This window comes from Pseudomonas frederiksbergensis (genome assembly GCF_035751725.1).
In the GTDB taxonomy this organism is placed as follows: Bacteria; Pseudomonadota; Gammaproteobacteria; order Pseudomonadales; family Pseudomonadaceae; genus Aquipseudomonas; species Aquipseudomonas frederiksbergensis_A.
In genome coordinates this window covers 3714423-3736001 of record NZ_CP142104.1, presented here as the reverse complement: position 1 = coordinate 3736001, position 21579 = coordinate 3714423, and the positions used below count along the sequence as shown (strand labels likewise).

Annotated in this window: 22 protein-coding genes; 12 read left to right on the top strand and 10 right to left on the bottom strand. The window is 61.4% G+C overall.

From position 1 onward, the window contains the following. Nucleotides 1-5: 5 nt before the first annotated feature. The gene (locus VQ575_RS16490) at nt 6-284 is read right to left on the bottom strand and encodes a hypothetical protein (RefSeq protein WP_325917991.1); all 279 of its coding nucleotides are present in this window, start codon (nt 282-284) and stop codon (nt 6-8) included. Nucleotides 285-437: 153 nt separating this feature from the next. Here VQ575_RS16490 and selD point away from each other — a divergent pair, with 153 nt between their 5' ends. Together selD and mnmH are read left to right on the top strand one after the other, a co-directional pair. Then, complete coding sequence (selD, locus tag VQ575_RS16485; protein ID WP_045156460.1) at nt 438-1472, top strand: selenide, water dikinase SelD; 1035 nt, start codon at nt 438-440, stop codon at nt 1470-1472. Beyond that, the gene (gene mnmH, locus VQ575_RS16480; RefSeq protein ID WP_325917989.1) at nt 1472-2575 is read left to right on the top strand and encodes a tRNA 2-selenouridine(34) synthase MnmH; all 1104 of its coding nucleotides are present in this window, start codon (nt 1472-1474) and stop codon (nt 2573-2575) included. The genes selD and mnmH overlap by 1 nt, the downstream gene beginning before the upstream one ends. 122 nt (nt 2576-2697) lie before the next feature. On the opposite strand, the gene VQ575_RS16475 is transcribed toward mnmH, so the two are convergent. Then, nucleotides 2698-3372: a histidine phosphatase family protein gene (locus tag VQ575_RS16475; RefSeq protein ID WP_325917987.1), complete on the bottom strand. Its 675-nt coding sequence runs from the start codon at nt 3370-3372 to the stop codon at nt 2698-2700. A 284-nt stretch (nt 3373-3656) separates the two neighbouring features. On the opposite strand from VQ575_RS16475, the gene VQ575_RS16470 reads away from it, so the two are divergent. The 4 genes from VQ575_RS16470 (at nt 3657) to VQ575_RS16455 (ending at nt 7486) form a co-directional block, all read left to right on the top strand. After that, nucleotides 3657-4355 (top strand): glutathione binding-like protein, encoded by a 699-nt coding sequence (locus tag VQ575_RS16470; protein WP_325917985.1) that lies wholly within the window; start codon nt 3657-3659, stop codon nt 4353-4355. Nucleotides 4356-4357: 2 nt separating this feature from the next. Then, nucleotides 4358-5203, top strand: a complete 846-nt coding sequence (locus tag VQ575_RS16465) for a PhzF family phenazine biosynthesis protein (protein WP_325919896.1) — start codon at nt 4358-4360, stop codon at nt 5201-5203. A gap of 108 nt (nt 5204-5311) precedes the next feature. Further along, the gene (hemB, locus tag VQ575_RS16460; RefSeq protein ID WP_039589193.1) at nt 5312-6286 is read left to right on the top strand and encodes a porphobilinogen synthase; all 975 of its coding nucleotides are present in this window, start codon (nt 5312-5314) and stop codon (nt 6284-6286) included. Nucleotides 6287-6391: 105 nt separating this feature from the next. Beyond that, on the top strand, nt 6392-7486 hold the full coding sequence (locus VQ575_RS16455) for a DUF1615 domain-containing protein (RefSeq protein WP_325917984.1): 1095 nt from the start codon (nt 6392-6394) through the stop codon (nt 7484-7486). A 152-nt stretch (nt 7487-7638) separates the two neighbouring features. Here VQ575_RS16455 and VQ575_RS16450 read toward each other — a convergent pair whose 3' ends face one another. Then, nucleotides 7639-8034 carry a phage infection protein gene (locus VQ575_RS16450; protein ID WP_325917982.1) on the bottom strand — a complete coding sequence of 132 codons (396 nt, stop codon included), beginning with the start codon at nt 8032-8034 and terminating at the stop codon, nt 7639-7641. A 193-nt stretch (nt 8035-8227) separates the two neighbouring features. On the opposite strand from VQ575_RS16450, the gene VQ575_RS16445 reads away from it, so the two are divergent. Then, nucleotides 8228-8857: a glutathione S-transferase family protein gene (locus VQ575_RS16445; protein ID WP_039589196.1), complete on the top strand. Its 630-nt coding sequence runs from the start codon at nt 8228-8230 to the stop codon at nt 8855-8857. Between the two features lies 1 nt (nt 8858). Here the strand turns inward: VQ575_RS16445 and VQ575_RS16440 are convergent, their stop codons facing one another. The 5 genes from VQ575_RS16440 to VQ575_RS16420 all read right to left on the bottom strand — a co-directional run bounded on the left by VQ575_RS16440 (nt 8859) and on the right by VQ575_RS16420 (nt 12810). Continuing rightward, entirely contained in the window at nt 8859-9395 is a 537-nt protein-coding gene (locus tag VQ575_RS16440) for a PqiC family protein (RefSeq protein WP_325917981.1), read from the bottom strand. A gap of 17 nt (nt 9396-9412) precedes the next feature. Then, entirely contained in the window at nt 9413-11068 is a 1656-nt protein-coding gene (locus tag VQ575_RS16435; RefSeq protein WP_325917980.1) for a PqiB family protein, read from the bottom strand. Next, nucleotides 11049-11708, bottom strand: coding sequence for a paraquat-inducible protein A (locus VQ575_RS16430; protein ID WP_039589199.1), 660 nt, complete (start codon nt 11706-11708; stop codon nt 11049-11051). The genes VQ575_RS16435 and VQ575_RS16430 overlap by 20 nt, the downstream gene beginning before the upstream one ends. Then, on the bottom strand, nt 11705-12301 hold the full coding sequence (locus tag VQ575_RS16425) for a paraquat-inducible protein A (protein WP_045156455.1): 597 nt from the start codon (nt 12299-12301) through the stop codon (nt 11705-11707). The genes VQ575_RS16430 and VQ575_RS16425 overlap by 4 nt, the downstream gene beginning before the upstream one ends. Nucleotides 12302-12369: 68 nt before the next feature. Continuing rightward, nucleotides 12370-12810 (bottom strand): CBS domain-containing protein, encoded by a 441-nt coding sequence (locus VQ575_RS16420; RefSeq protein ID WP_039589201.1) that lies wholly within the window; start codon nt 12808-12810, stop codon nt 12370-12372. 182 nt (nt 12811-12992) lie between these two features. On the opposite strand from VQ575_RS16420, the gene VQ575_RS16415 reads away from it, so the two are divergent. Next, nucleotides 12993-15356: a DNA polymerase II gene (locus VQ575_RS16415; RefSeq protein ID WP_325917979.1), complete on the top strand. Its 2364-nt coding sequence runs from the start codon at nt 12993-12995 to the stop codon at nt 15354-15356. A 58-nt stretch (nt 15357-15414) separates the two neighbouring features. On the opposite strand, the gene VQ575_RS16410 is transcribed toward VQ575_RS16415, so the two are convergent. Together VQ575_RS16410 and VQ575_RS16405 are read right to left on the bottom strand one after the other, a co-directional pair. Then, on the bottom strand, nt 15415-16236 hold the full coding sequence (locus VQ575_RS16410) for an aldo/keto reductase (protein WP_039589203.1): 822 nt from the start codon (nt 16234-16236) through the stop codon (nt 15415-15417). 107 nt (nt 16237-16343) lie between these two features. After that, nucleotides 16344-17492, bottom strand: coding sequence for an aldose epimerase family protein (locus VQ575_RS16405; protein WP_039589204.1), 1149 nt, complete (start codon nt 17490-17492; stop codon nt 16344-16346). 316 nt (nt 17493-17808) lie between these two features. On the opposite strand from VQ575_RS16405, the gene VQ575_RS16400 reads away from it, so the two are divergent. The 4 genes from VQ575_RS16400 to VQ575_RS16385 all read left to right on the top strand — a co-directional run bounded on the left by VQ575_RS16400 (nt 17809) and on the right by VQ575_RS16385 (nt 21537). After that, the gene (locus VQ575_RS16400; protein ID WP_045156452.1) at nt 17809-18534 is read left to right on the top strand and encodes a hypothetical protein; all 726 of its coding nucleotides are present in this window, start codon (nt 17809-17811) and stop codon (nt 18532-18534) included. A 104-nt stretch (nt 18535-18638) separates the two neighbouring features. Next, entirely contained in the window at nt 18639-19424 is a 786-nt protein-coding gene (locus tag VQ575_RS16395; protein ID WP_045156451.1) for a sulfite exporter TauE/SafE family protein, read from the top strand. Nucleotides 19425-19493: 69 nt separating this feature from the next. Then, entirely contained in the window at nt 19494-20852 is a 1359-nt protein-coding gene (locus tag VQ575_RS16390; RefSeq protein WP_325917978.1) for an erythromycin esterase family protein, read from the top strand. A 136-nt stretch (nt 20853-20988) separates the two neighbouring features. After that, nucleotides 20989-21537 (top strand): DUF4174 domain-containing protein, encoded by a 549-nt coding sequence (locus tag VQ575_RS16385; RefSeq protein ID WP_039589208.1) that lies wholly within the window; start codon nt 20989-20991, stop codon nt 21535-21537. The last annotated feature ends 42 nt before the right edge of the window (nt 21538-21579 follow it).

Sequence of the window (21579 nt, the reverse complement as noted above, 5' to 3'; positions counted from 1 at the left end):
ACGGCTCAGTCCGGCTCGACGTCCAATTGCAGGCTGTCATCAGCCAAGCGCTCGGTACGTCGGACGATGCCACTCATTCGCCGACCCTCGGCGCTGAACACCACGATCTGGGCTTTGGTCAGGTCTTCTGGCAACGGCGGGAATACATGCAGGGCAAACCACGGCGGCTCGCCATCATCGAGGCGCTTGACTTCGAACTGGCAATCGACGCTTTTGGTCTCGCGACCGAACAGCGTGTCGAGACCGTAATCAAGATGAGTGTCTGCGGCTGGGTTTGGGTCCATCGGCAATCTCCCGGTGAAGGCTCGGCTATTGTTCAAGTGAGTCGTGCGACATCGGAAAAATTCCGTCGGATGCGCGGCGAATGATCGCCACTGGCGGTGGACGGCGGGCGTTGCTGGTAGAATCGCCGACCTTGACTTACGAGAGGTATGCCCATGAGCGAGCCGATTCGCCTGACCCAGTACAGCCACGGTGCCGGTTGCGGCTGCAAGATTTCGCCCCAGGTGCTGGAGGTGATCCTGGCCGGCAGCGGTGCGCAGAACCTTGACCCCAAGCTGTGGGTAGGTAACGCCTCCCGGGACGATGCGGCCGTGTATGCCATCGACGACGAGCGCGGGGTGGTCTCGACCACCGACTTCTTCATGCCGATCGTCGACGATCCGTTTGACTTCGGACGCATCGCCGCCACCAATGCCATCAGTGATATCTATGCCATGGGCGGCGACCCGCTGATGGCGATTGCGATCCTCGGCTGGCCGGTCAACGTACTGGCGCCGGAAATCGCCCGGGAAGTGATTCGCGGTGGCCGCTCGGTGTGTGACGAGGCGGGTATCGCGTTGGCGGGCGGGCATTCGATCGATGCGCCAGAGCCGATTTTTGGCCTGGCGGTCACCGGCCTCGTGCAAAAACGCCACATGAAGCGCAACGACACCGCCATCGCGGGTTGCCGCTTGTACCTGACCAAACCCCTGGGCATCGGCATCCTCACGACTGCGGAAAAGAAAGGTAAATTGCGCGCTGCCGACGTCGGCCTGGCCCGGGATTGGATGTGCACGCTCAACAAGCCGGGTAGCCGTTTCGGCAAACTCGACGGGGTGACCGCAATGACCGATGTCACCGGTTTCGGCTTGCTCGGACATTTGGTGGAAATGGCCGATGGCAGCCAGCTCACCGCACGCATCCGCTACGACGCGGTACCGCGCTTGCCGGGCGTCGAGTACTACCTCGACCAGGGCTGCGTGCCGGGCGGCACGCTGCGCAACTATGACAGTTACGCCAGCAAGGTCGGCCGTGTCCAGGAACTGCACAAGCGCGTGCTGTGCGACCCGCAGACCAGCGGCGGCCTGCTGATTGCCGTCACGCCAGAAGGCGAGGAGGAGTTCCTGCGGGTCGCCGTCGAGCTGGGCCTTGCGCTGGAGCCGATTGGCGAACTGGTCGAGCGACAGAGCCACGCGGTCGAGGTGTCTTGATGCCCCATGACATTACCGATTACCGCGACATCTTCCTCAACGATCGTCCGATGATGGACACCCGCGCGCCCATTGAATTTCACAAGGGTGCGTTTCCCGGCGTGGTCAACCTGCCCTTGATGACCGACATCGAACGGCAGCGCGTCGGCACCTGCTACAAACAGCAGGGGCAGCAAGCCGCCATCGTCCTGGGGCATCAGTTGGTTAGCGGCGACACCAAGGCCCGACGCATCCAGGCCTGGGCCGAATTCGCCCGTTCCCATCCCGACGGGGTGCTTTATTGCTTCCGTGGCGGCTTGCGCTCGCAAATTGTCCAGCAGTGGCTCAAGGATGAAGCCGGCATCGATTATCCCCGGGTCGGTGGTGGCTACAAGGCCATGCGGACCTTCCTGCTCGATACCGTCGAGCAGGCCGCCGCCCAGTGCGACCTGGTCTTGTTGGGCGGCATGACCGGCACGGGCAAGACCGAAGTGCTGGCGCAACTGTCCAACGCCCTGGACCTGGAAGGCTATGCCAACCATCGCGGTTCAAGCTTCGGCAAGCGCGCCACCGGGCAGCCCTCCAACATCGATTTCGAAAACCTGCTGGCGGTGGATGTGCTGAAGAAGCGCGCTGCCGGCATCGAGCACTTCGTGTTGGAAGACGAAAGCCGGATGGTGGGCAGCTGTGCCGTCCCGCTGCCGTTGTACCAACGCATGCAGCAGGTGCCGATGGTCTGGCTGGAAGACAGCCTGGAGCGGCGAGTCGAGCGAATCCTGCGCGATTATGTGATCAACCTCTGCGCCGAATTCATCGATGTGCATGGCGACGAAGGCTTCTCGCTGTTTTCCGAACGACTGCTGTCGAGCCTCGACAACATTCACAGGCGCCTGGGTGGCGACCGTCATCGGCGATTGATGGACATCATGGAAGCGGCCCTGGCCGAGCAAGCCAATACCGGAGCCGTCGATTTGCATCGCGACTGGATCGAAGGCTTGCTGCGCGAATATTACGACCCGATGTATGTATTCCAGCGGGAAAAGAAGGGCGGGCGCATCGAGTTCGCCGGGGAGCAGGCGGCGGTGTTGCAATACCTGCGCGAGCGTGCAGGTCGGGGCGGGTAGGGCGCCATCCTGAACCGAGCCCCTGCTCGCGAGGAGGTCAGTGCGGGCACCACTTCAATGACCGAAAAACCGCTTTCGCGAGCGGGCTCGCACAAGTTCAGTCGATAGAAGTGGCCTGTTGCTTACGTCGGGCACGTCTCCTGCCCGTTATCCAACCCTTGCTTATAGCTCTGGCTGGTGAGGCTGGCCTTGCCGTTGTGCCAGGTCAGGGTCAGTACGTACAGTGAATCGAAATCGCTCGACGCCCAGTCGTCGGTAATCGTATGCCGCTTGCCCAGCGCTTCACCTGCGACCTCGTTGATCAGGTCAGGCAGGTAGCCATGGGACCAGGCAGTGTAGATGGTGGAGTTGTGGTATTTGTCGTCCATCAGTTCGTCGGCCAGGTCACGGGTGTCATTGGCGGAATATTCGATGTTTACCGGCAAACCCAGCTTGATGGCGCTGGGACTGATGGTCATCAACGGGCGGATATAGCTGTAGGAGTTGTCCAGCTCACCTTCCTCCACATTTCGGGTCGGGTTGGCGGCGAATACATAGTCGGCCTTGCCGAATTTTTCCGGCAATAGGGTCGCCAGGTCGATGGCGCGGTTGAGGCCCTGGCAGTTGAGTTGCCCCAAGCCTGCGGCAGGTTTCTCGGCGTGACGCAGGAACACCAGTGTCTGGACTCCGTCGACTGGCTGGGCGCGGCTGACACTCGACTCCAGCGACAACACCAATCCGCAGATCACAAGCAGCGTCGGCAGTACCAGCCACGAACGGCGTTTGAAGTACGGGGTGAATCTCTGTGGGTTCATCATGGGATAGACGTCTTCGATGGTCTCGATTCAGGCTGACAAACCTCGGCACCGCGAAGCCTGTGGGCTTGGGTGTTTTTCCTTGTCGTTACGCCGCTTCGATTCCTCGGGGCAGTTCTCTGAGTCCGTTTCCGCCCGTTGGTTCGATCCTGGCCTTACAGCATCCCTCCAGGTAATGACGCGAATGTTAGCTACGCGATATTGCGGATTTAAGAAAAGGCGATGGCCCAAAGCTGGATCAGCTGATTTATGCTTCTGCTTTCTGGCTGATACTTGGAATCCAGCTCATGCCCAACCTGACCTCATTCCCCATCACCCAAAAATGGCCTGCCCAGTACCCGGAGTGGATCCAGCTCTATTCCTTGCCAACCCCCAACGGCGTGAAGGTCTCGATCATGCTCGAAGAGATCGGCCTGCCGTACGAGCCTCACAAGGTCGATTTCGGCAGCAACGATCAGCTATCGCCCGAGTTTCTGTCGCTCAATCCCAACAACAAGATTCCGGCGATTCTCGATCCTCATGGTCCTGGGGATCAGCCGCTGGCGTTGTTCGAGTCGGGGGCGATCCTGATCTACCTGGCGGACAAGAGCGGTCAATTGCTCGCCCAGGAATCGGCGGCGCGCTACGAGACGATCCAGTGGCTGATGTTCCAGATGGGTGGGATCGGGCCGATGTTCGGACAGCTGGGGTTCTTCAACAAATTTGCCGGCAAGGATTACGAGGACAAGCGACCGCGCGACCGTTATGTCGAGGAAAGCAAACGCCTGCTCAACGTCCTCGATGGCCGTCTGCAAGACCGGGACTGGATCATGGGCGAGCGCTACACCATCGCCGATATCGCGACGTTTCCATGGGTGCGCAACCTGCTTGGGTTCTATGAGGCGGGTGACCTGGTGGGTATCGAGAATTTTCCCAATGTCACACGGGTGTTGGAGCGTTTCCTGGCGCGGCCGGCGGTGGCTCGCGGCTTGAAGATTCCACAATGACAATGCCCCGTCGGTTCGATTTCAAGCAGTTGGATGTGTTCAGCGAAGCGTCACTCAAGGGCAATCCGCTGGCGGTAGTGCTGGGGGCCGATGGCTTGGGTGATGAACGCATGGCTGCGTTTGCCAATTGGACCAACCTCAGCGAGACCACGTTTGTACTGGCGCCCCAGCACCCGGAAGCCGATTACCGGGTGCGTATCTTCACCACATCGACCGAACTGCCGTTCGCCGGGCACCCGACCCTGGGCAGTTGCCATGCATGGTTGGAAGCCGGGGGCGTGCCGAAAGGGCAGGAAATCGTGCAGGAATGTGGCGTTGGGCTGGTCAGGGTTCGCCGCAGCGAATACGGGCTGGCCTTTCTCGCGCCGCCCTTGCTCAAGTCCGGCCCGCTGGAGTTTGAAGTACGCGAGCGGGTGCGCAAGGGGCTGGGTCTCGCGGCCGAGGCGATTGTCCAAGCGCAGTGGGTCGACAACGGCGCCGGTTGGTTGGCCTTGATGCTCAAGGACCGCCAGCAGGTCTTGACCCTCAAGCCTGATTATCAGCAATTGCAAGATCTGGCCGTGGGCGTTGTCGCGCCTTGGAACCCAGCGGTGGACGGCACCGACGCGCAATTCGAAGTGCGCGGTTTTATCGCGGGCGATGGCATGCCGGAGGACCCTGCCACGGGCAGCCTGAACGCCGGGCTCGCCCAGTGGATGCTGGGCAAGCAGTTGGCGCCATCCTCTTACGTGGTCAGCCAAGGGGTCACGATGGGGCGTGCCGGGCGGATTCATGTCGAGCAGATTGGCGATGAGGTCTGGATTGGCGGCGCAGTGGTGACTTGCATCAATGGCTCGCTGACCTTGTGAGTGGATTATTGCCCAGGCGGTAATACTCTGTTTTTCCACCGACGTTTGTGCCCTGGCCGGCCAGGGCATAAGCTTTTCCTCGTGATCCAAACCTGCCCCCGGAGTCCCATGTCCAGCCAGTTCCCCGAAGCACGTCCACGCCGTCTGCGCCGCAACGCGAGCTTGCGCAGCCTGTTCCAGGAAACCGAGTTCACCCTTAATGATCTGGTCCTGCCGATTTTCGTTGAGGAAGAAATCGACGATTTTGTGCCGATCAAGAGCATGCCGGGCGTGATGCGCATCCCCGAATCGAAACTGGCCGGCGAGATCGAGCGTTACGCCCGTGCGGGTATCAAGTCCGTAATGACCTTTGGCGTGTCTCATCATCTGGACAGCGACGGCAGCGACACGTGGAGCGAGCGGGGGCTGGTGTCGCGCATGGCCGGGATCTGCAAGGATGCCGTGCCGGAAATGGTGGTGATGTCCGATACCTGCTTCTGCGAATACACCGATCACGGCCATTGCGGCGTGCTGCACGGCCATGAAGTGGATAACGACCGCACCCTGGTCAACCTGGGCAAGCAAGCCGTGGCGGCAGCGCGTGCCGGGGCCGATGTCATTGCGCCGTCGGCGGCCATGGACGGGCAAGTCCAGGCCATTCGCAAGGCCCTGGACAACGCGGGCTTCACCCAGACGGCCATCATGGCCTATTCCACCAAATTCGCCTCGGCGCTCTATGGCCCGTTCCGCGAAGCCGGCGGCAGCGCGTTGAAGGGCGACCGCAAGAGCTACCAGATGAATCCGATGAACCGTCGCGAAGCCTTGCGCGAGTCCTTGCTCGACGAGCAGGAAGGCGCCGATGCGCTGATGGTCAAGCCCGCCGGAGCCTACCTGGACATCATTCGCGACATTCGCCAGGCCTCGAACCTGCCTTTGTCGGCGTACCAGGTCAGCGGCGAATACGCGATGATCAAGTTCGCCGCCCAGGCCGGCGCCATCGACGAAGCCCGCGTGGTGCGTGAAAGCCTTGGCGCGATCAAGCGGGCCGGGGCGGATTTGATCTTCACCTACTTTGCGATGGACCTGGCGTTGAGTGGGATCTGACCGGGCACGGTCCGTTGCTGGTGCGGGCAAGCTCGCTGCGACATTGGATTTCTGCCGGCTTTTGGTCGTATGGTTGCTCCCGAACAATGGATTTGATGGAGCACCATGCAACTCAATCATTTGACGACCAGCCTGGTCGCCTTGCTGGCCCTGGCCGGCTGCGGCACTCGCCAGGCCCAGGAACCTGAGCGCCAGCCTGGCGAAGTCAAGGCGCAGATCGTTCGGTTGATGCCAGCCAAGACTGCTGATCGGGCAGGCTGGGCCACGGACATCTACGTGGCCTTTTCCGCGCAGCAGATCCCAACGACGACGCAGAACATCTGTTCGGTGCTGGCGGTGACCGAACAGGAGTCGACTTTCCAGGCCGATCCCGCCGTGCCGGGACTGGGCAAGATCGCCCGGCAGGAAATCGATCGTCGCGCGGCCAAGGTGCACATTCCCGGATTCCTCGTCAGCGGTGCGCTCCAGGTACGATCGCCCAATGGCAAAAGCTACAGCGACCGCCTCGACGCGGCGCGAAGCGAGAAAGAACTCAGTGCGATCTTCGATGACTTCATCAGCATGGTGCCGCTGGGCAAGACGCTGTTCGACGGCTTCAACCCGGTGCACACGGGTGGCCCGATGCAGGTCAGTATCGCGTTCGCCCAAGCCAATGCGCGCAATTATCCCTACACGGTTGATGGTTCGATTCGGCGGGAAGTGTTCAGCCGTCGGGGCGGCATGTATTTCGGCATTGCCCATTTGCTGGGCTATCCGGTGAGCTACACCGAACCGCTGTACCGATTCGCCGACTTCAACGCGGGGTGGTACGCCAGTCGCAACGCGGCGTTCCAGCATGCAGTGAGTCGCGCTTCGGGCATTTCCCTGGCGCTGGATGGCGATTTGATCCTGCATGATTCGATCATGCCGGGCAGCACGGAACTGGCGGTGCGCACCTTGGGCAAGTCGCTGGGAATGCGCAACCCGACCATCCGCGATCAGCTGGAGTTGGGTGACAGCCTCGCGTTCGAAGACAGCAAGCTCTACAAGCGGGTATTCGAACTGGCTGAGAAGGCCGAGGGCAAGCCGCTGCCTCGGGCGGTGCTGCCGGGCATCGTGCTCAAGAGTCCGAAGATCACTCGAAAACTGACCACCGCATGGTTCGCCAAGCGCGTGGATGAGCGCTATCAGCGGTGCATGGCGCGGGCTTCTGGGCGCTAAAACCGTTGGCCATGAAAAAGCCCGGCGGTTGAGGCCGGGCTTTCAGGGGGATGACTTGCAAGTGGGTTGGACCGTCATGGCGAGGGGGTGTCCTCGCCATGACTCATATTGAAGGTCATTTAGAAGCGCGTCAGGCATCGCGGTAACGCCACTCATGCACGGTTCTGAGCCAGGCGGTCGGAGCCATTTTCGGCGACGCGGCGTTCCAGCAGGCGGTCGGAGCCACCTTCGGCGACGCGGCGTTCCAACAGGCGATCGGAGCCACCTTCGGCGACGCGGCGTTCCAACAGGCGATCGGAGCCACCTTCGGCGACGCGGCGTTCCAGCAGGCGATCGGAGCCACCTTCGGCGACGCGGCGCTCCAGCAGGCGATCGGAGCCACCTTCGGCGACGCGGCGTTCCAGCAGGCGATCAGCACCGCCTTCGGCGACGCGGTTTTCGATCAGGCGGTCGGAACCACCTTCGGCAATGACTGGTTGGGAAGAGGCGGCGAATACGTTGGCTGCCAGTACCGAGAAAGCGAAGCTGAGGATGATTTGGCGTTTCATGATGGTGTGCTCCGGGGGGTGTTGTTTGTGTGGGGCCATTGTTGCGCCGGGCAGGGAGCATGAGAACTTCATTGACGTGATGGTGAACATCGACGGCGGTGATACCTCGTCGGGGGGAGGGGCAGTCAGATTGATGGAACACTCATGGGACGGCGAGCTCTACCGGCAGAGTCCCTTTTCAGGAGGCAAGTCCATGTATCAATTATTCGGCCACAGCCAGTCCGGCTCCGCGGCGGTCGAGGTCGCCCTGAACATCTGCGGCGTGCCTTATCGTCGTGTGGATACCTATTCGACCGAGGACAACGACGCGGCGAAAGAACTCGAGGCGTTGAATCCGCAAAAACAGGTACCGACCCTGCTGTTGCCAGACGGCTCGGTCCTGACCGAGGCGGCAGCGATCCTGATTCACCTGGGGTTATCGTTCCCTGAATCGAAACTGCTGCCGCAGGACCCGGCCCAGCGCGCGCAGGGCATACGCGGCCTGGTCTATATCGCCGCCAATTGCTACACGCCCATTGGCATTATCGATTTTCCCCGGCGCTGGCTGCCTGACGCGGATGAGGTCGCACGGGAACGATTGGTGGCCGGCACGAAACAGCGCCTGTATCGCAACTGGGCGTTGTTTGCCGACCAGTTTCCAGCCACGCCGTTCCTCGGCGGGGCCGAGCCCGGGGCGCTGGATATCCTGGCGGCGGTGATCACGAAATGGGTCGAAACCCGGGAAGCGATGCTCAGCGCCCGCCCGCAATTCTTTGCCTTGCTGGAGCGCATCGATCGTCACCCGCGAGTTGCGCCCGTGCTTTCACTGCATTGGCCCGATTGAATCAAGGGCAGGTGTTGCGCGATGCCGCTTGCCCGACTAGGTCGACGAATCGGCGGACGTTGTTCTGATGGCCCTTTACCAAGTCATCGATACTGCCCGTGGCCGGTGTTTGCAGGCTGCTGCGACAGGTAAGGGCCTGGGCATCGCTGCCAAGGGTGCGCAGCCGCCACTGCACGTCCATGCGGGCATACCGACCGGGAATCGAGTCGAAGCGCTGCACCTCCACCCGCAGTAATCGCTTTGGCGTGCCGGGGTTGCTCAGTTGCTCGTCCAGGCTGCTGCGCAGTTCATCGGCCAGGCTTGAGCCCCACCATTCGGTTTCGAGGATGGCCAGCCCACTCTCGCCCTGGCGCACCACCATCTGGGTGCGATCCACTTGCGGCGGGACACTGAGTTGCTCGATCTGGATATCCGCACCCACGCGTGCCTGGCCCGCCGGGTTGACCGGGCTCAGGGTGTGATAGTGAATGGGATCGCTGCGACAGGCACCAAGCAACAGCGCCAGGGCGATCAATGAAGACTTCAGCGTCAGCGGCATCAAGCGTGCTCCTGTCATCATTCTTTCACCGGAAAAGTCAGGTTCTGCGCCGGCGCGTCCTTCGGACGGCCGCGAAGCAGCGATTCAGGGTGCCGGCCAAGGTAGTCGGACAGCTCGCGCAGCGATCGCGACATGCGGCCCAGGTCGTCCAGGGTCTGGGTCAGTTGTTCACGCTGGGGCGAATCTTCGGCCAACGTCGAGTTCGCCGACTGCAAGGTCTTGCTCACGTCCTGCAGGGTGCTTTGTACGCCCGGCAGGGTCTTGCTGTTGAACTGCGACAGGCCTTTGCGCAGTTCCACGAGGTTGCCGTCCAGATTGCTGGCGATGCTTTCCAGCGGCAGCTTGTTGATGCGCTCGACCACCGTTTGCAGTTGTTCCTGCAGCTGCTGCAGGCTGCCCGGAATCGTCGGGATCCGCAGGGGGCGTGCTGCCGGATCGAAGGCGACCTTTTCCGCCTTGGGGTAGAAATCCAGGGAAATGTATAACTGCCCTGTCAGCAGATTGCCGCTGCGCGCCTGGGCGCGCAGCCCCCGCTCGACGAAACTGCCGACCAGCCGGGCGGCCGCGGCTTCGTCTTCCGGATTGTGATTGAGCGTCTTGAGCAGCTTTTCATGAGCCTTGCCCAGCAATTGAGGGTAGATCACGATGCCGACATTGACGGGAAACGAGCGCTGCTTCTCGTCGAAGTCCAGATTCATGGAGACCACCCGGCCGATCTCGATGCCGAGGAATTCCACCGGGGCACCGACGCGCAAGCCGCGCAAAGCCTGGTCGAAGCGTAAAGCCAGGTATTGCGCCTTGCCGCTGGGCGGGGCGAGGGCGCTCTGTTGGTCGGCGAACAGTTCGTAATTCTTGTTTTCAGCGGCGGGAGTGTCGTTGGGGCTGTACTCCGGGGCCCGGAAGGCAATGCCGCCGACCAGCAGGGCAGAGAGGGATTCGGTCTTGACCGCGAAACCGTTGGCACCGACGTTTACGTCGACACCGCTGACGTTCCAGAAACGGGTGTTCTCGGTGACATAGGCATCGTTCGGCGCATTGATGAACACTTCGATATTGACGCCCTTGCCATCGGCGTCCAATGCATAGGAAACCACCTGGCCCACCGGGATCTTGCGCAAGTACACCGGCGAGCCGATGTCCAGCGAACCGAGGTCCTGGGAGTGCAGGGTAAAGCGCTTGCCCGGTTCGCCGTAAGTGATGGGAGGCGGGGCCTCCAGCCCGGTGAAGGACTTGGCGCGCACCGTCGAATGGCCGGCGTCGGCGCCGATGAAATCCCCGGACAGCAAGGTATCGATCCCGGAGATACCGCCCGCGCCGATGCGCGGCCGGACTACCCAGAACACCGAGTCTTCATGGGTGAACGTGTCCGCGGTCTTGGCGAGCTTGACGGTGGCGGTCACGTTTTTCTGGTCGGCGCTCAGTTGCACGTCGGTCACCTGGCCAATCACTACGTTGCGGTACTTGACCGGGGTCTTGTTCGCGGTCAGGCCCTCGCCTGTCTTGAAGGTGATGGTGATGGTCGGGCCTTCCTGGAGCCAGTTATGGACCACCAGGGACACCCCGATCAGCACGGCGATGATCGGCACGATCCACACCAGCGACACCGACCAGCGACGGCGGGTGACGTGGGCCCGGCCCGGTGCGGGCTGTCCATCAGTGGCTTGTGGCTTCATCCATGACCTCCTCGGATGGTTGGGTATCCCAGATCAGCCGTGGATCGAAACTCATGGCCGACAGCATGGTAAACAGCACCACGAGGCCGAAGAACAAGATTCCCGGTCGCGGTTCGATGTCGCTCAAGGCCTGGAATTTCACCAGTGCCGCCACCAGTGCGACGACCAGCACATCGAGCATCGACCAGTAGCCGATGACCTCGACCAACCGATACAGCTTCGCTCGCTGGACCTGGGCCCAGGTGCTGCGCCGCTGCACGGTCACCAGCAGCAGCGTCAGGACGACGAACTTTATCCCTGGCACGGCGATGCTGGCGATGAAGATGATCAGGGCTATGTCCCAGGCGCCACTGTGCCAGAACTCGACGACGCCGCTGATGATCGTGCTGTCCGCGCCATCGCCGAGCATCTGGGTATTCATGACCGGCAACAGGTTGGCCGGGATGTAGAACACCAGCGCCGCCAGCATATAGGCCCACGTGCGGGCCAGGGTGTCGGGCTTGCGCCGGTGCAGCGGCGCATCGCATCGCGGGCAGGTCTCGGGCTCGTCGCTCATGTCGCAAGCCAGGCCGCAGCTGTGGCACAGGCACAGGTTAAGGTCACTGGCCTGGGGCGGGTTGCCCGGCGGTGGGCCGTTCACAGGGTGTCCCAAAGATCGCGGACATCGCGGCCGGCAATACGGATCATCAGCAGGCTCAAGGCTGCCAGGGCGAACAGGCCGATGCCGGGCAGTACATCCAGCAACCCGGCAAGCTTGATCACTGCGACCAACGCCCCCAGCAGGCATACCTCCAGCATGCTCCACGGACGCAGGGTTTCCAGGCTGCGCATGCACAGGTTGAAAGCCGGTGCCCGCCGATTGGAGTAGGCGTAGCCCAGCACCCAAAGCAAAAGGGCCAGTTGAAAGGCTGGGGCAATGATGATCGCGACCGCGGCGACCAGGGCGATGAAGGTGATGGGCCCTTGGCTAAGGGCAACGACGGAATCCCACAAGGTCGCGCTGTTGCTAAGGCCCTGGAGGCGGATGCTCATCACCGGATAGACGTTGGCGAAGGCCCACAGCACGGCAGCGGTAATGGTCAGGGCCAGGCGCTGTTCGATGGTCAGGCCGTTGTAGCGCTGGATCACGGCATGGCATTGCACGCACGAAGCTTTTTGATGCGGGACGAGCTCGACAGGCTCGTACACCGCATCGCAATGTTCACAAATGATCAGTCGTTCGGTAGCGGCCATGGGGATGCTCGGAAGGGCAACTCTTTCAATATAGAAGTGAGTCGCAAATGAGCAACCCGCCCGAGCGATCATTCGCCGCGAATGTATTGCTCCAGTTGTCTGATCAGGTCCGCCTGCTCGGCGATGGCCTCTTTTACCAGGTCGCCGATGGACAACAGGCCGACGAGCTTGCCGTCCTCCACCACTGGTAAATGCCGCAGGTGTTTTTCGGTCATGATGCTCAGGCAGGTCTCGACGTTCTGGTGTGGATCGATGGTAACGACAGGGGAGACCATGATATCGCTCACTTTCGTGCCCACCGAGGAGCGCCCGTGCAAGACCATTTTGCGCGCATAGTCACGCTCGCTGATGATGCCCAGCACTTCGTCGTTCTTGACCACGAGCAAGGCACCGACGTTTTTCTCGGCCATGCGCATCAGGGCCTGCAAAACCATGTCGTCCGGTGAAATGGTGTGCACTTGCTGGTTCTTCTCGTCTTTTATCCGGAGCAACTGCGCGACGGTTTTCATGGGAGGCCTCAGATGTCGTTTTTTGCGGGTGGTTAAAGAATCGTAGACCCAACGGCGAAGGGCAAGCGATAAAGCGGCAGTCAGTCGTCCAAAAGCGTCATCGCGCGTGAAACAGATCTCGGTGGGATGAGCGCGCGCGCCACGGGTAGAATGCGTGACATCCAGGTTTCGAGGTTTTAGCGGTGGATCTACAGCAGGGCTTCGTCCTCACCCGGCATTGGCGCGACACCCCGGCGGGCACCGAAGTCGAGTTCTGGCTGGCGACCGATGCCGGCCCCCGGCGCGTGCGCCTGCCGTTGCAGCCGTCGGTGGCGTTTGTGCCGCAGGTCCAGCGTGGCCAGGCCGAAGCGCTGTTGCAGGGCGAAAAAGAGGTCGAACTGCGTCCCCTGGACCTGCTGGATTTCGAGCACCGCCCGGTGCTGGGCCTGTATTGCCGACAACATGCCCAGCTGATGCGCCTGGACGCTACGCTGCGGCGCGCCGGCGTGGAGGTGTTCGAAGCCGACATCCGGCCACCGGAGCGCTACCTGATGGAGCGCTTCATCACCGCCCCGGTCTGGTTCGGCGGCACGCCAACGGCCGATGGCCTGCTGCTCGACGCCCAGATGAAACCGGCCCACGAATACCGGCCGCCGCTACGACTGGTGTCCCTGGACATCGAAACCACCGCCCAAGGCGAGTTGTATTCCATCGCCCTGGAAGGCTGTGGCGAACGCCAGGTCTACATGCTCGGGCCGCCGAATGGTGATGATAGCAACGTAGATTTCCGGCTTGAGTACTGCGAGTCCCGAACGCTGCTGTTGAAGAAACTCAACGAGTGGTTCGCCCGCTTCGACCCCGACGCAATCATCGGCTGGAACCTGGTGCAGTTCGATTTGCGCGTGCTGCACGAGCATGCCCGCCGGCTGGCCGTACCGTTGCGGCTGGGGCGTGGCGGTGAGGAAATGCAATGGCGTGAACATGGCGCTCGCAACAATCACTTCTTCGCCTCGGCGGCCGGCCGATTGATCATCGACGGGATCGAGTCCTTGCGTTCGGCGACCTGGAGCTTCCCGTCTTTCAGCCTGGAAAACGTCGCGCAAACCCTGCTGGGCGAAGGCAAGTCCATCGACAACCCGTACCAACGCATGGACGAGATCAATCGCATGTTTGCAGAGGACAAGCCGGCCCTTGCCCGTTACAACCTCAAGGACTGCGAATTGGTCACGCGGATCTTCGCCAAGACCGATCTGCTGGAATTCTTGCTGGAGCGCGCCAGTGTCACCGGCCTGCCGGCGGATCGCAGCGGAGGCTCGGTGGCGGCGTTCACGCACCTGTACATGCCGCTGATGCACCGCCAGGGCTTTGTCGCGCCGAACCTCGGCCAGCGTCCGCCCGAGGCCAGCCCTGGCGGGTTTGTCATGGATTCGCAACCGGGGCTCTACGAGTCGGTGCTGGTGCTCGACTACAAGAGCCTGTATCCCTCGATTATCCGCACCTTCCTGATTGACCCGGTGGGCTTGATCGAAGGGCTTCGTCATCCAGGCGATCATGAATCGGTCCCGGGCTTTCGCGGGGCGCGGTTCTCTCGTACCCGACATTGCCTGCCGTCAATCGTGGCGCGGGTTGCCGAAGGCCGGGAAACTGCCAAGCGTGAACACAATGCACCGTTGTCCCAGGCGCTGAAAATCATCATGAACGCGTTTTATGGCGTACTCGGCTCCAGTGGCTGTCGCTTCTTCGACCCGCGCCTCGCGTCGTCCATCACACTGCGCGGTCATCAAATCATGCAGCGCACCCGGCAGTTGATCGAGGCCCGGGGGCACGTGGTGATCTACGGCGACACCGATTCAACCTTCGTCTGGTTGCGCCGCCCCCACGGCCAGGAAGAGGCCGCGGTGATCGGCCGCGAACTGGTGGCTTACGTCAACCATTGGTGGCGCGAGCAGGTACGTGAAGAGTTCGGGCTCGAGAGCGCGTTGGAGCTGCAATTCGAAACTCATTTCAAGCGATTCCTGATGCCGACCATCCGCGGTGCGGAGGAGGGCAGCAAGAAGCGCTACGCCGGCCTGGTGACCCGTGCCGACGGCAGCGATGAAATCATCTACAAAGGCCTGGAGACCGTGCGCACCGACTGGTCGCCGCTGGCCCGCCAGTTCCAGCAGGAGCTGTACGGACGGATCTTCCATCGACAGCCCTATCAGGATTACGTGCGCGATTATGTGCGGCAGACGCTGGCCGGTGCGTTCGATGAACGCCTGGTCTACCGCAAGCGCCTGCGCCGGCCCCTGGATGACTACGAACGCAACGTGCCGCCCCACGTACGGGCGGCGCGGCTCGCCGACGCGTTCAATGAACGCCAGGGGCGGCCCCGGCAGTATCAGAACGGAGGCTGGATCAGCTACGTGATCACCGTCGCCGGTCCCGAGCCGCTGGAAACCCGTAGTGCGCCGATCGATTACGACCATTACGTGACCAAGCAGCTACAGCCAGTGGCGGATGCGATCCTGCCGTTTGTCGACGATGATTTCTCGACGTTGATTGGCGGGCAGATGGGGTTGTTCTAGTTCCCTGTTATAGCCACCAGGCAAGAGCCGTGGGTGGTGCCCAACCCTCGTAGGGAAACTAAACCATCGCCAACCGCTGCTTCCCATCAGGCTTCGGGAACACCAGGTCCAGCGCCGCCAGATCCTGGGACTCAAGTTGCAGATTCGCCGCCTCGGCATTCAGGCGTACATGTTCAGGCTGTGTGGCCTTGGGAATGGCGATGACGTTGTCCTGGCGCACCAGCCAGGCCAGGGCGATCTGTGCCGGCGTTGCACGGTGGCGCTCGGCGATTTGCTGCACGGTGTGATCCTTTAGCAAATGTCCGCCCTGGCCAACCGGGCAGTAAGCCATGATCGGCATGTGTTGCCGTTGGCTCCAGGGCAGCAGGTCGAATTCGATGCCGCGTTCTTGCAAGTTGTACAGCACCTGGTTGGTGGCGCAGGCCGGCGATGCCAGTTCCTCCATATCGTCGACGTCAAAGTTCGACACGCCCCAGCGCCCGATCTTGCCTTCTTCGCGCAGGCGCTCGAACGCTTCGACGGTTTCTTCCAAAGGATACTGGCCGCGCCAGTGCAGCAGGTAGAGGTCGATGTAATCGGTGTCGAGCCGCCGCAGGCTGCGTTCGCAAGCCAACGGGACGCCTTTGCGGCTGGCGTTGTGGGGGTAGACCTTGCTCACCAGGAACACTTGGTCGCGCAGCCCGGTGATCGCTTCGCCAACGATTTTTTCGGCGCCACCCTCGGCGTACATTTCGGCGGTGTCGATCAGGGTCATGCCCAGCTCGATACCCAAGCGCAGGGCAGCCACTTCCTTCTTGTGATGGGACGGTTCTTCACCCAGGCGCCAAGTGCCCTGGCCGATTACCGGAACGGATACGCCGGCCAATTCCAGAGTTTTCATTCACGTCTCCTGTCGTGCTGATCGAGAAAGCTGTGGCAGCAGGATAGACCAGGCGTTCAGGTTTGATCGCTCCCGCGCGAAAGGCGGGAACGATCGGTTGCAGGAGATTATTCGGCCGAAAACTTCAGCACCATGGTCTGGGTGTAGGTCTGGCCCGGATCAAGTCGCGTGGTCGGGAAATCCGGCTGGTTGGGCGAGTCGGGGAAATGCTGGGTCTCCAGGGTGAATGCGCCCCAGTGCGGGTACACCTTGCCTTGCTTGCCCTTGATCGTGCCGTCTAGGAAGTTGCTGGTGTAGAACTGCACGCCCGGCTCGGTGGTGTACAGCTGCAGGCGCCGTCCCGACTGCGGATCCTGGACATCGGCAGCGAGTTTGCCCACGTCACCCTTGGCATCGAGCACCCAGTTGAAATCGAAGCCACCCTGTTTCGGTTCAGCGAATTTCAACTGCGGATGATCCGCCTTGATGTGCGTGCCGATGGCGGTGGGCTTGGTGAAATCCATCGGTGTGCCGGCGACTGGCGCCAGTTCGCCGGTGGGAATCAGCTTGGCGGTCACCGGTGTGTAGCGGGACGCGTGCAGGGTCGCGACTTGCTTGAGGATGTCGCCGTTGCCTGCGCCTGCCAGGTTGAAGTAGCTGTGGTTGGTCAGGTTCAGCACGGTCGGTTTGTCAGTGGTGGCCTTGTAGTCGATGCGCAGTTCGTTTTTGTCATTGAGGCTGTAGGTAACGTCAGTCTTCAGGTTACCCGGGAAACCCATCTCGCCATCTTTGGACAGGTAGGTCAGGGTCACGCCGACCGAGTCCTTGTCGTTGCTCGCCTCGGCTTTCCAGACGCGCTTGTCGAACCCTTGCGGCCCGCCGTGCAGCGAATTGTCCTTGTCGTTCTGCGGCACCTGATAGCGCTTGCCGTCCAGCTCGAACGCGCCACCAGCCAGGCGATTGCCGAAGCGGCCGATGGTCGCGCCGAAATACACGTTGCCGTTCTTCTGGTAGCCCTGGACGTCGTCGAAGCCGAGGACGATGTCGGTGGTCATGCCATTTTTGTCCGGCACGATCAGCGACTGGAGGATGCCGCCGTAGGTGATCACCGTCGCCTCGATTCCGTGGCTGTTGCGCAGTATGTATTTTTCAACCGCCGTGCCGTCGTCAGTCTTGCCGAAGGCGACGCGTTCATTGGTCAGGCCGGCGGCCTGGGAAGAGGTGGCAATCATCAGAGAAACTCCGAGGGCCGTGAGCAGATGTCTGGATTCAAGCATGAGTGTGACCTTCCTTCCTGTTGTTTTGTTGTTGTTTTAACGCGGGTCGAGTCCGTCACTTGGTCGGACAGCGATGAAGGTTTTTCTGTTCAGTAGTCTTTCTATTTGTGGGTGGAGAAGGGATTTATAGCCATAAATTGGGATTTATCAATTAAAAAGTAAGACTAATTCATCGAGGCGAACCTTAGCCAGGCGTGAGCTTTTGCGCCAAGGCACTGCACTTTCAAGGTTTTTCCCGCTCTATCCATGGCCAGGAAGCGGCGAGCCCCACTGCTTCCCCCTGTCCAGACGAGATTCGATGGGTGTTTTACTTTCCATGATGGTGTCGCCACGACGCTGCGGCTTGCTGTTGGCGGGCCTGTTGCTGTTGCTTAGCGGCTGCAGCCACCAGCAAGGCCAGGACATCGTCACGCAGTTCAGCAACGCCAGGCCCCAGGAATTCTTGCAGACCAGCGTCGACCGCATGGCCACGCTCTCGATGCACGACAATTTGCAGAGCCTGTATCTGCTGATGCACAAGCTTTATCTGCGCAACCCGGAAGAGTTGCGCAAATCAGGCTTCCTGGATGCCCGCATCGCCGTCAAGCAAGTGCGCCAAGCCATCGAGCAACAGCAGCCGTTGCCGGCCCTGGGCAATAGAAAAGACCTGGCGGCCTTGAGTTACGCCATGAGTCCGGAATTTCTCGGTGATCGCGTCGGTGCGTTCATCTACGCCATCGGCAGCATGTTGGTAACGGCCCACGGCAACCGCCTCGAGTTCTACATGACCGACACTATCGATCCGCGCTTTGTCAGCAACGCCGCGCGCAATATCGAGAAGGCAACGTGGCTGCTCGGCCAACGGCAGAACAAGGACGGCACGCCGGTGCTGTTTTCCAATGAAATTTCGGAGGAGGGCAGCAACCTGAGCTTTGCCGTCGAGTTCGGGAAAATCGTCGCACGCCTGGACCTGTTGACGCAGATGCTTGACGAGCGCTACCGACGGATAGGGTTGAACTACGCGCAGAGCCTGCTGTTCCTGAATTTCCTGCCGGTACAGTAGCGAATAATGGAATAAAGATAGATCACATCGATATAGGGGGGTTATAAGAAAAATCGCTATGCTCGCGGCCAGATTTTTCACGCGGTCGTGCTGAGACGGGTTTGATGGATTTCGGTAATGTCGGTTTAGTCGTAGCGGGCCTGGTGGTCGGTTTCATCGTCGGGATGACTGGCGTGGGTGGCGGATCGCTCATGACCCCCATTCTGTTGTGGTTCGGCATCAACCCGGCAACGGCGGTGGGCACGGACCTGCTGTACGCGGCCATCACCAAGTCCGGCGGCGTGTTGGTTCACGCCAAGAACCGCAATATCGACTGGGCCATCACCGGTTGGCTGACCTTGGGCAGCGTGCCGGCAGTCGGGCTGACCCTGTGGTTTCTCAGCAGCCTGAACAGCTCGCCGGACGCGATGAACGCGGTGATCAAGCAAGCCTTGGGCTTTGTACTGTTTGCCACCGCCCTGGCGATCTTGTTCAAGAAGCGCCTGTTGCAATTCGCCCACGACCGCGCCGGCGGCCACTACAATCCCAGCGGCTCGCGACTCAACCTCCTTACCGTGATCACCGGGTTGGTGCTGGGCACGATGGTCGCGTTGACCTCCATCGGCGCCGGCGCCCTGGGCACTGTCGCGCTGTTCATCCTCTATCCGTTCCTGGTTACCAAGCGCTTGGTGGGCACCGAAATCGCCCATGCCGTACCGCTGACCCTGGTGGCCGGCCTGGGCCACGCAAGCATGGGCAACATGGACTGGCACATCCTCGGCTTCTTGCTGATCGGTTCATTGCCGGGCATCTATCTGGGCAGCCACTTGTCGGGGCGTATTTCCGACGAGCTCCTGCGCCCTTGCCTGGCGGTGATGTTGGCGATGATCGGCTTCAAACTGGCGTTCTGATTTGCTCGGAGTCATGGGGCGCTAGGGATAGTCATACCTGTAAACCAGGTACTGATGAGGCCTCGATCCATGAATAGCCCAGCCAGAGATCTGCTGCAACGCCTGCGCCGTCGTCGCGCCGAACCTCGCACCGACATTGCCGATATCCTGCGTCATCACGCCGAACCGTTGCCCGCCGAGGACAGCCCGGCCTTTGGCGAGATGTTTGATCGCTTCGCCGATGCCAAGGTGGTGCTGATCGGCGAAGCCAGCCATGGCACCCATGATTTCTACCGCACCCGCGCCGCCATCACCCGCCATCTGGTCGAGCATCATGGCTTCGGGATTGTGGCCGTCGAAGCCGACTGGCCCGATGCTGGTCAAGTCGACCGCTGCGTGCGCAATCTCGGCCCCTCGGCCTGGAAACAGCAGGCTTTCGCTCGGTTTCCAAGCTGGATGTGGCGCAATACGGACGTCCAGTCCTTCGTCCGCTGGCTGCGCGACTACAACCTCGGGCAGCCGGACGCTCGGCGCGTGGAGTTTCGTGGGCTGGACGTCTACAGCCTGCGGCACTCCATCGACGAGGTGCTCAACTACCTCGACAAGGCACATCCCCATCTGGCCCGTGATGCCCGGCATCGTTATGGCTGCCTGACGCCGTGGCACGACGAACCGGCGCTCTACGGCCATTTTACCGAGCGCGGCAACCTGGCGACCTGCGAGGACGCGGTGGTCGAGCAGCTCAACACGTTGCTCGCCGAACGCCTCGATCCATTGATCAAGGATGACGAAGGCTTCTTCAGCGCCATCCAGAATGCCCGGGTGGTGCGTGCTGCCGAGCAGTACTACCGAGCGATGTATCGCGGCGGCAAGTCTTCCTGGAACCTGCGGGACCGGCATATGTTCGACACCCTGCAAAGCCTGTTGGAACACCGCGGGCCCGATGCGAAAGCGATTGTCTGGGCGCACAACTCCCACATCGGCAATGCCGCGGCGACGCGCATGGGTTGGGAAGGCGAATTCAATATTGGCCAGTTGTGCCGCATGGCTTACGGCCGCGACGCGGTGCTGCTGGGCATGGGGACCGACCATGGCAGCGTGGCGGCGGCCGATGACTGGGACTCGCCGATGAAAATCAAGCAGGTGCAGCCGGCATTGGCCGGCAGTTGGGAGCGGGAATTTCTCCAGGCGGGTGTCCGCGCATCACTGACAGATTGGCGGGCAAGTCCTGACGAGGCACTGTTGGACGCGTTGTCCGAGCCGCTGCTCGAACGCGCCATTGGCGTAATCTACCGCCCTGAAACCGAACGCCAGAGCCATTATTTCGAAGCGGTCCTGGCCGAGCAGTTCGACGCCTGGCTCTGGTTCGAACAGACCGAAGCGGTCACGCCGCTGCCCACGCCTCACACCCTGGAGCATGAAGAGGATACCTTCCCGTTCGGCCTTTGAACCCGGTGTGACGCGGTTGCGCTATGGGGCCGGTGGCCTAAGCTTCAGGGCAGGCAACTGCGGTATCGGGCGACTCTCGCGGAACAATCGCCGCCATGTGCAATCAGTACAGCGTAAATATCAAAAGGAGAGGCGCATGCTTATTCGGTCGTTGACCTTCGCAACCTTGCTGGCCTTCGTCGGCCCCTTGTTCGCCGCTGACGGCGACTCACCCCTGGTGGCGGAGGTGGGCAAGACCCGCCCCTTGATCATTATCGCGCCCAGCTCCGTCGATCCTGCGTGGTCCAAGTTGAAAGCAGAGCTTGAAAAGCCAGAGGGCAAGCAGGGATTTTCCCAACGAAACATGATGCTCTACACCGTGTTCAACACCATCGGGCAACGGGATGGCAAGGATCTGGACCCGCAAAGCACCATGGCGCTGATCCGTTCCCTCAAGCTGGGCGCCGGTGCGCTGCCCAAGATCATCCTGGTGGGCAAGGATGGGGAAAAGAAGCTTGAGCATTCCGGCGAGATCAAACTGAGCGAGCTGTTCGATACCGTCGACAAATTGCCCTCTGCTGAAAAGGAAGCCGTGGTGCCAGCCCCGCCACCAGCGCCGGAACCCGAACCCGCTAAAGACGCAAAAGGTGCCAAACCGGGTAAAGCGGCGAAACCTGCGCCCGCGCCGAAGGCGCTCGAGGACTAGCGACAAGGGCTTGCGTGGCGAGGGAGCAGGCTCCCGCGCCAC